The 9,236-nt window shown below is 61.1% G+C and carries 9 protein-coding genes and 1 pseudogene; 6 read left to right on the forward strand and 4 right to left on the reverse strand.

Annotation, left to right across the window (positions count from 1 at the left end; translation table 11 throughout):
* From IV091_RS16380 to paaN, 3 genes are all read right to left on the reverse strand, one after another.
* Positions 1-881: 3-hydroxyacyl-CoA dehydrogenase NAD-binding domain-containing protein (locus tag IV091_RS16380; RefSeq protein ID WP_293470323.1), on the reverse strand; the 881-nt coding region annotated here is incomplete at its 3' end.
* 4 nt (positions 882-885) lie between these two features.
* A complete protein-coding gene (gene paaG / locus IV091_RS16385) occupies positions 886-1,683 on the reverse strand; it encodes a 2-(1,2-epoxy-1,2-dihydrophenyl)acetyl-CoA isomerase PaaG (RefSeq protein ID WP_293470324.1) in 798 nt (265 codons plus the stop codon).
* Between the two features lie 9 nt (positions 1,684-1,692).
* The gene (paaN, locus tag IV091_RS16390) at positions 1,693-3,360 is read right to left on the reverse strand and encodes a phenylacetic acid degradation protein PaaN (protein ID WP_293470325.1); all 1,668 of its coding nucleotides are present in this window, start codon (positions 3,358-3,360) and stop codon (positions 1,693-1,695) included.
* A gap of 284 nt (positions 3,361-3,644) precedes the next feature.
* On the opposite strand from paaN, the gene IV091_RS16395 reads away from it, so the two are divergent.
* From IV091_RS16395 to IV091_RS16420, 6 genes and pseudogenes are all read left to right on the forward strand, one after another.
* Positions 3,645-4,598 (forward strand): PaaX family transcriptional regulator C-terminal domain-containing protein, encoded by a 954-nt coding sequence (locus tag IV091_RS16395; protein ID WP_293470326.1) that lies wholly within the window; start codon positions 3,645-3,647, stop codon positions 4,596-4,598.
* A 275-nt stretch (positions 4,599-4,873) separates the two neighbouring features.
* Positions 4,874-5,749, forward strand: coding sequence for a branched-chain amino acid ABC transporter permease (locus tag IV091_RS16400; protein ID WP_293470327.1), 876 nt, complete (start codon positions 4,874-4,876; stop codon positions 5,747-5,749).
* Between the two features lie 2 nt (positions 5,750-5,751).
* Positions 5,752-6,684, forward strand: a complete 933-nt coding sequence (locus IV091_RS16405) for a branched-chain amino acid ABC transporter permease (RefSeq protein ID WP_293470328.1) — start codon at positions 5,752-5,754, stop codon at positions 6,682-6,684.
* A 2-nt stretch (positions 6,685-6,686) separates the two neighbouring features.
* The gene (locus IV091_RS16410) at positions 6,687-7,448 is read left to right on the forward strand and encodes an ABC transporter ATP-binding protein (protein ID WP_293470329.1); all 762 of its coding nucleotides are present in this window, start codon (positions 6,687-6,689) and stop codon (positions 7,446-7,448) included.
* A gap of 17 nt (positions 7,449-7,465) precedes the next feature.
* Positions 7,466-7,864, forward strand: a pseudogene (locus IV091_RS16415) (hemerythrin domain-containing protein); the annotation flags it as partial.
* 216 nt (positions 7,865-8,080) lie between these two features.
* Entirely contained in the window at positions 8,081-8,782 is a 702-nt protein-coding gene (locus IV091_RS16420) for an ABC transporter ATP-binding protein (RefSeq protein ID WP_293470332.1), read from the forward strand.
* A gap of 198 nt (positions 8,783-8,980) precedes the next feature.
* Here IV091_RS16420 and IV091_RS16425 read toward each other — a convergent pair.
* Positions 8,981-9,236, reverse strand: a 256-nt coding sequence (locus tag IV091_RS16425; RefSeq protein ID WP_293470330.1) for a helix-turn-helix transcriptional regulator, incomplete at its 5' end; no start/stop codon positions are given.

Raw genomic sequence — 9,236 nt, forward strand, 5'->3', positions numbered from 1 at the left:
CGCACGGCGCCTTCCCGGTAGTCATAAAACCCACGCCCGGTTTTCTTGCCGAGGAAGCCGGCATCGACCAGTTCCTGCTGTATCAGGGACGGCAAAAAACGCTGATCATGGAAGAAAGCGCGCCAGACGGAATTGGTGACGGCAAAATTAACGTCGTGGCCGATCATGTCCATCAACTCGAACGGCCCCATGCGAAAACCACCGGCTTCGCGGCAGCAGGCGTCTATGGTGGCAGGGTCAGCCCCGCCTTCATGGAGCACGCGCAGGGCTTCGGCGTAATACGGGCGGGCGACGCGGTTGACAATGAAGCCCGGCGTTGATTTGGCATGGACCGGCGTTTTGCCCCATGAAGCGGCGGTGGCGAACAGTGTCTGGGCCACGGCAGGGTCAGTGGCCAGGCCGGAGACAATTTCCACCAGTGCCATCAAGGGAGCTGGATTGAAGAAGTGCAAACCCGCGAGCCGTTCGGGATGCCGCAGGGCGGCGCCGATCGCGGTGACGGAAATCGACGAGGTGTTGGTGCCAAAAATGCAATCCGCACTGACCATTGCCTCCAGGTCGCTGTACAGCGTTTGCTTGGCCGCCAGGTTCTCGACGATCGCCTCGATCACCAGGCTGGCGTCGGCCAGATCAGCCAGTTGATGCACCGGCATCAGCCGCGCGCCCGCCGCCGCAGCCGCTTCTGCGGTCAGCTTGCCTTTCTCGGCCATTCTTGTGAACTGGGCACGAATGCCCGCCACGGCATCCTCGGCCGCCTGCGCCCGGGTGTCCAGCAATTTCACCGGATGGCCCGCAGCCGCTGCCACCTGCGCGATACCCGCGCCCATGGCGCCTGCACCAATCACCGCGACAACGGCTTGTTTGGAAAGAGATGCGTTCATTGGCTTATGCCCCGGTGAAATTCGGAGCGCGCTTGCCGATGAAGGCGGCCACGCCCTCGGTGAAATCGGCACTCCAGCCCAACTCGCGCATGAAACCGGCTTCCATGGACAACTGTTGCTCCAGGGTATGGCCTGGCGCCGCATGCATGGCCTGGCGGGTGCGCACGAGGGCTTTGGTGGGCGCCGTGGAAAGCTGGGCGGCCAGGGCGTCCACCGCCCCGGCAAACTCTGCGTCTTCCACGGCGGCCCAGATCAGCCCCCATTCGGCGGCTTTCTCGGCAGACAGCTTGCCCGCCAACAGCGCCAGGCCCATGGCGCGCGCCATGCCCACGCGTTGCGGCAGGAACCAGCTTCCGCCGGTGTCAGGAATGAGTCCGACCTTGGAGAACGCCTGCAGGAAGGAGGCTGATTTGCAGGCAATCACCAGATCGCAGGCCAGCGCCAGGCTGGACCCGGCACCGGCCGCAATGCCATTGACGGCGGCGATGGTCGGCACACGCAGGTTTTGCAGGCGCAGGATCAAGGGCTTGTAGTTATTCTCAACCACGTTACCCATGTCAGGCGGCGTTTCACCCGGAACAAACTGCACCTGGCTATCCGACAAATCCTGACCGGCACAGAAACCGCGTCCAGCCCCCGTGAGCACCAGCACACGAATGGTTTGATCTTCCTGAACCCGGTCAAGTGCCACACGCAGCTCGGCGTGCATGGCCGCGTTGAAGCTGTTCATCTTGTCGGGGCGGTGCAGTGTCAGGCGGGCAATGCTGCCTTGCGCCTCAAAGCGGATGGTTTCAAAAAGCATGGCTATTCCTTACACGTGGCAGCGGCGCTGGATCACCCGAAAGCGGTTGGCCACGAAGGCCGAATCAGCGTACGACGCGTTGGCCGCCGGGTTGCCGCCGGTGCCGTGGTAGTCGGAGAAGGCGGAGGACTGGTTCACAAACACGCCACCGGTCAGGTTGATCGACAGCGCCACCCTGGAGCGCCAGGTAGCAGCCGTCATGGCGTCAATCACCTCGGGCCTGGTCGAGTAGAGGCCTGTGGTCAACGCACCGTGGGTGCTTACAACGCGCTCGGACAAGGCGATCGCCGCCGCTGTGTCGGCCACCTTGACGACGAAGGTTATCGGGCCGAAGCGCTCTTGCATGTAGGCTTGTTCGTCGGCTGCATCGCAGGCCAGCAGCACAGGGGTTCGCACTTGTGCGTCTGGAAACTCGGGGTTTTCGAGCTTTTTCGAGGCCAGGATCACCCGGCCCAGCGCACCGCTGTTGGCCTCGTCAATGCGCGTCAAGGTAGCGGCTGACTGCACCGCACCGAGCACGGCCAGCGCCACTTCCGGCTTGGCCAGCGTGCCCACCATCGCATGGGCAAGGTCAGCGCAGACCTCATCGTAGGACTTGTGCCCGCCCTCGGTTTCAATCCCGCCGGCGGGCACAAAAAGAACCTGCGAGGTGGTGCACATCTGGCCGGAATACAGTGCGAGCGTGAATGCCAGATTGCGCAGCATCGGCTGGTAGGCGTCGGTGGAGTCAATCACGATGTTGTTGACGCCCGCCAGTTCGGCATACACCTGGGCCTGGCGGCAGTTGTCGATCAGCCACTGGCCAAACACATTGCCGCCGGTGAAGTCGACGGACTTGACGGCCGCATGGGTGACCAGTTGTTGCGTGGTTTCGGGCCGGGCCGCGACACACAGGGTGACCAGATTGGAATCCATGCCATTTTCAGCCAGCACGGCTCGAATGGTGCGCACGGTGATGGCCGCGGGCAAAATGGCGTTGCCATGCGGCTTGACAATCACGGCATTGCCGGTGGCCAGGGCGGCAAACAAGCCGGGGTAGGTATTCCAGGTCGGGAAGGTGCCGCAGCCCACAACGACGCCGACACCACGTCCGACCAGTTCAAAGTGTTTTTTCATCACCAGCGGCGGATTCTTGCCCTGCGGCTTTTCCCAGAGCGCCTCACGCGGCACGAAGCTCTGCTCGCGGTAGGCATAGGTCACAGCCTCGAGGCCGCGATCCTGCGCATGCGGCGAGCCGGCCTGAAACGCCATCATCCAGCCTTGCCCCGTGGTCATCATCACCGCATGTGCCAGCTCAAAACTCTGCCGGTTCAGGCGATCGAGTATTTCAATGCAAATGCCGGTGCGCCCCTCGCAGCCCGCAGCCTGCCAGGCGGCCATGGCCTGCTGGCCCGCATCAATCAGGGCCTGGGCCTCGCACACAGGGTATTGAATATTCAACTCAACGCCGAACGGCGACTGCTCCCCGCCGTGCCAGCCCGCCTGCCCCGGCTGGGCGAGATCAAACTGTTGCCCCCGATGCGCCTCAAAAGCCCGCTTGCCGTCTTCCGCTGCAGTTTCACCATATGTTTTTGGACTCGGCATCTCGTTGTAGGCAGCCCAATAACCACGGGTCTGGATCGCCTTGAGCGCGCTTTCGAGTTTGATGCGGTGCTTCTCGAACAAGGGATGAGACATTGATTGTTCCTGGATAAAGGGAGGGCTTTGCTTCGTGCAAATAGCCCTGGCCAGCAACGAATTTCTACTCAATCGCTTTTTGCCAGGATCAAGATTATCACAACATGATTCTTTTTTAAAGAAGAATTTTTTATATCTGTATCAGAATTGTTTTTTGCCTCGCACCTGGACGCAACCCCAAAAACGAACACCCCCGTGCAGACGCGCAAAACCAGCGGGACTTGAAAATCAATGGGAGACGCTAAGATTCATGGCTTTACGCCGGCCTCTTTTCTGCATTTCACGTGATTGATCTCCTCCAAAAACACCTTGCCGAATTTCGGCAACAAAGCCGCATCAAAGCAGGCTCACTCATCATTTCTGTTTTTGGCGATGCCGTCCTGCCGCGTGGTGGACGCATCTGGCTAGGCAGCCTGATTGGTTTGCTGGAGCCTTTGCAGCTCAGTGACAGACTCATACGGACCTCCATTTTTCGCCTCGTCAAGGACGAATGGATGTGCTCGGAAGCCATAGGCCGACGCGCTGACTACATGCTGACCCCCGCAGGGCAGCGTCGCTTTGAAGAAACAGCGCGCCATATCTACGCTTCCAACGCACCCCTCTGGGATCGCCGCTGGCGTCTGATTCTTACGGTGGGAGAGCTTGACACCAAGCAGCGCGAACGTTTGCGCCGTGCATTTTTCTGGCAGGGCTTCGGCGTCGTCGGGTCAGATTGTTTTGTGCATCCAAGTACCGACCTGGCAACCGCTCTGGATGCACTCACGACTGAGGGCATGGGTGACTTGCTCAAGAACTTGATGCCCTTGCTTGCCGCCAACGCAGGATCGGACCTCTCCGCCAGCGACGCCGATATGGTCAAGCGCGCCTGGGACCTGGAACAGCTGGGCACGTCTTACAGTGATTTCGTCGTCCGTTACAGCCCATTTCTGACCAAGCTGCGCCAGGGTGTCAACAATCAGATTGACGACGAAAGCGCTTTTTTGCTGCGCACACTGCTCATCCACGACTACCGCCGACTGCTGCTGCGTGACCCGGAGCTTCCCGACGTGCTGCTACCGGCCAACTGGCCCGGACAGCAAGCGCGCCTGCTGTGCAAGGAGCTCTACCGGCGCCTGCTCGGACCTTCCGAGCGCCACATTGAACTGCACATGAAACTTGCCAACGGCACAACGCCCGCCGCGCTACCGATGCTGGGTGAAAGATTCCAGAAACAGGATCCGTTGTCTTCGCCAGTCTAGGGTCCGCATTGATTGATGCGTGCTTGCCAGGCGGCGGCCATTTTTCGCCTTGACTTGTCACCCCACAAGCAAGGGAAAACCCTGTTGACAGGAGAACAAGCGATACAAAATTATTATTTTTAACGTTTTTTTGTATCACTTCAATTGACAAATATATTTTTGCATTTCAGAATCGGCGGCGACGGGTATGTTGCCCTTGGCCAAACCGATAAGGAAAAAATGTTCAAGCCATCGTTCAGCTACCGGGTACTGTCCCAAACCAGGCAACCCGCGTAATGCTCGCCCAATTCCTGCAATTCCTTTTCTCCGGCATGACCGTCGGCGCAACCTACGCACTGGCAGCACTGGGTTTCACGCTGATCTACAACGCCAGCAACGTCATCAACTTTGCGCAGGGTGAATTCATCATGCTGGGCGGCATGCTGGCGGTGTTTTTCGCCCAGGCCGGCTTGCCGCTGCCCGTCGCGCTGGTGCTGGCCATCCTGGTGCCGGCCATCGTCGGCGTGGTGCTGGAAAAGCTGGCGATCGAGCCGGTCAAGGGCGCGGAAACCGTCACCCTGATCATCATCACCATAGGCGCGTCCCTGGTCATTCGCGGCCTGATTCAGGTCTGGCTGGGCAAAGGCACGCACAGCCTGCCAGCCTTCTCTGGCGATGTGCCGATTCAAATCCTGGGCGCCACCCTCCTGCCGCAAAGCCTCTGGGTGCTGGGCGTCACCGCACTGGTCGTGGTAGCGCTCTGGTATTTCTTTAGCCGCACGCTGCACGGCAAGGCCATGCTGGCCACGTCGTTCAACCGCCTGGCGGCAGAGCTGGTGGGCATCAACACCAGCTGGGTGCTCTTCATGAGCTTTGCCATGTCGGCAGCGCTGGGCGCCCTGGGCGGCATTCTGGTCGCCCCGATCACCATGACGTCCTACGACGTGGGCATCATGCTCGGCCTCAAAGGCTTTGTTGCCGCCGTCGTGGGCGGCCTGGGCAACGGCCTGGGCGCCGTGCTGGGCGGCTTGCTGGTCGGCATCCTGGAGGCGATGGGCGCAGGCTACATCTCCTCGGCCTACAAGGATGCGATTCCTTTCGTGCTGATCCTGTTCATGCTGTTTTTCATGCCACGCGGCCTGTTTGGCGGCAAATCAACGGACCGGGTGTAAGCATGAAAAAAAGCGCCTATTTCGGGCTGTACATCGTCGTCGCCATTTTGCTGGTGCTGCCCTTTGTACTGCCCAACAGCTTTTATATGGACCTGGCGATTCGCATGGCCATCAACGCCATGATTGTCCTGGGCCTGAACCTGCTGATCGGCTTTGCCGGCCAGATCAGCATGGGTCACGCAGGCTTCCTGGGGATTGGGGCCTACGCGTCTGCCGTGCTGCCGACCCATTTTGGCTGGCATCCGCTGCTCGCCATGGCGGCCGGTGCGCTTGCCACCGGTGTCCTGGCGGCCGTGGTGGCGCGGCCGATCTTCAAGCTCAAGGGCCACTACCTGGCCATGGCCACCCTGGGCCTGGGCATCATCATCAACATTGTGCTGCGCAATGAAGCGGCCTTGACCGGCGGACCCGACGGCATGGCCGTGCCGTCCCTTGGCCTGCTGGGCTTTGAGCTGTCCAGCGACAAGCACTGGTACTGGGTCGTGGCCCTGCTGCTGTCCATCAGCGTCTGGGCTTCGCTCAACCTGATTGACTCGCCATTTGGCCGGGCCTTGCGCGCCTTGCACGGCTCGGAAGTCGCCTCCCAGGTCGCCGGCGTCAACGTGGTGCGCTACAAGGTGTCGATCTTTGTCATCTCCGCGGTGTTTGCCAGCCTGATGGGCAGCGTCACGGCCCATTACGTGGGCTTTGTCACGCCCAACTTCGCCGACTTCTTTCATTCCATTGAACTGGTCACCATGGTGGTGATTGGCGGCATGGCCTCGGTCTACGGCTCCCTGGTCGGCGCCGTGCTGCTGACCGCACTGCCGCAGGCGCTGGCGACGTTTGAAGGCTGGGAAACCGTCGCTTTCGGCACCATCCTGATGGTTTGCATGATCTTCATGCCCCGGGGGCTGGTGCCCACGCTGGCGGCCAAATTTGGAAAGGGAGCCTGAGCATGGCACTCCTTGAAGTCAAGCAACTCTGCATCCAGTTCGGCGGTGTCAAGGCGGTGCAAAACGTCAGTTTCAGCATCGAGGCCGGCATCGTCTATGCCGTCATCGGCCCCAACGGCGCAGGCAAGACCACCCTTTTCAACCTGATCACCGGGGTGTACACCCCCACCAGCGGCTCCATCTTGCTCGACGGTGAATCCATCGGTGGCAAACCACCGAACGAGCTGGCCAGGCGCGGCGTTGCCCGCACGTTTCAGAACCTGCAGATCTGCATGAACATGAGCGCCCTGGAAAACGTGATGGTGGGCGCCCACCTGCGACTGGACCGCAATCCGCTCAAGGCGGCGCTGCGTTTTCCCTCCATCACGCGCCGTGACGCTGAACTGCGCGAAGAGTCCGCCGAGCTGATGCGCTTTGTGGGCCTGGAGAAATACATCGAAGCGCGCGCGGACAGCATGCCTTACGGCGCACTGAAGCGACTTGAGATTGCGCGCGCGCTGGCATTGAAGCCCCGCATCATCTTTCTCGACGAGCCCGCTGCCGGCCTGAACCCGAAGGAAACCATTGAAGTCGATGCCCTGGTACGCAGGGTGGCCGATTCCGGCGTCACCGTGGTACTGGTGGAGCACGACATGAAGATGGTGATGAACCTCTCCGACCGCATCCTGGTGCTCGACTATGGCAAGAAGCTGACGGAGGGTACGGGCGACGAAGTGCGCAAGAACCCCGATGTCATCGCCGCCTACCTCGGCGCGCACGCCTGAAAAACAAGAAGAACCGCATGCAAGCACTACGCATCATCAGCGAAGACCACAGCAATATGTGGCGCCTGGCCACCACCATCGACCATGTTGCCGGGGAAATCGAGGACGGCGCACAGGTCGACCCCGCATTTTTCAACGCGGTCTTTGATTACATCGAGCAGTTTGTCGATCGTTTTCACCACCCCAAGGAAGACGACTATCTGTTTCGCCTGCTGCGCCTGCGCAGCGACAAGGCCACCGCTATTCTGGACTCCCTGCAGCAGGAGCATCGCGATGGGCCGCAGCAACTCAGGATCCTGCGCGCGTCTGTCGCGCAAGCCGCCGGGGGCGCGCTGGCTGCCCCCGAGTTTGTTGCCACGCTGCGCACCTACACAGCCGGGCTTAAAGACCATATGCGCCAGGAAGAAAAATTGGTGATGCCGCTGGCCCGCGAGACCCTGGCCCCGGAAGATTGGGCCGAAATTGACCGCGCCTTCCTCGACAACGAGGACCCGCTGTTTGGCGACAAGGCCAAAGCGGAGTTTCGCGAACTGTTTCACCGCATCGCCAGCCTGGCCCCGGAGTCGATCGGACTGGGCGGCCACACAGCGGGCACGCTGCAGCCGGATGCGGCGCCGGTCAAGGCCGATGTCTTGTTGCGCGTGCGCGACATGGAGAGTTGCTATGGCCGCATCAAGGCCCTGAAGGGCATCAGCCTGGAAGTGCGGCGCGGCGAAACCGTGGCGCTGGTGGGCGCCAACGGCGCGGGCAAGACTACCTTCTTACGCACCTTGTCGGGTGTGCAGCCGATGAGCGCGGGCAGCATTCATTTTGACGGGGAAGACATCAGCCGGCTGCGCTCGGACATGCGCATGCGCCGGGGTATCTGCCAGAGCCCGGAGGGGCGCCAGGTGTTCGGGCCGCTGTCGATTGATGACAACTTGCGCCTGGGTGCCTACACGCAGCCCAGGAGTCAAGTCGAAGGCGATCTGGAAAAGGTCTTCGCCATGTTTCCTGTCCTCAAGGAAAAACGCAAGTTGCCCGCAGGCACCTTGTCCGGTGGCCAGCAGCAGATGCTGGCGATCGGCCGGGCGCTGATGGGCCGCCCGAAAATGCTGCTGCTCGACGAGCCGTCCATGGGCCTGGCGCCGCTGCTGGTCGAGGAAGTGTTCAACGTCGTCAAGATGCTCAAGGCCCAGGGCATGACCATTTTGCTGGTGGAGCAAAACGCCTTTGCCGCGCTGGCGATTGCCGACCGGGGCTATGTGCTGGAGACGGGCAATGTCACCTTGACCGGCACGGGGCAGGAACTCATCAGCAATGAGCAGGTGCGCGCTGCATATCTCGGGATGTAAGACCGATCCGCATTAAAGACTGGGAGAGAGCGGTCACGTCTGACCGCCCAAGGCTCGGGACTCGACGCCAAGCAGTCCGATGCACATGAGAACCGGCATCGCGAAAGTCGGCGTCCAACGTTTTTGGACAACAACGCAGACGCCTTGAACTCGGCTGCAGGCCGGCTGTGCAGCCCGTTGGGGTCAGACTCCCTCGAATCAATGGGCAGTCGTCTGCAGGGTATGAATCGGCGGTGTTGAGTTGTGCAACAGGCGCAGGAGATCGGCCTGCCTGGATGTCTCGGTCTTGGCGAATATGTGCTGCAGGTGGGTGCGCATCGTCGGCTCGCTGATACCTAGCATGTTGGCCGCTTCCATGCCGCCCAGCCCCTGGGAAAGCGCCAGCAGCACGCGCAACTCACCTCCGGTGAGCCCATGCAGCCGGGCGAAGGCTTCACCCGGCATGAGTGGCGCC

Origin of the sequence: Polaromonas sp. (assembly GCF_018780625.1) — a bacterium.
GTDB lineage: Bacteria > Pseudomonadota > Gammaproteobacteria > Burkholderiales > Burkholderiaceae_C > Polaromonas.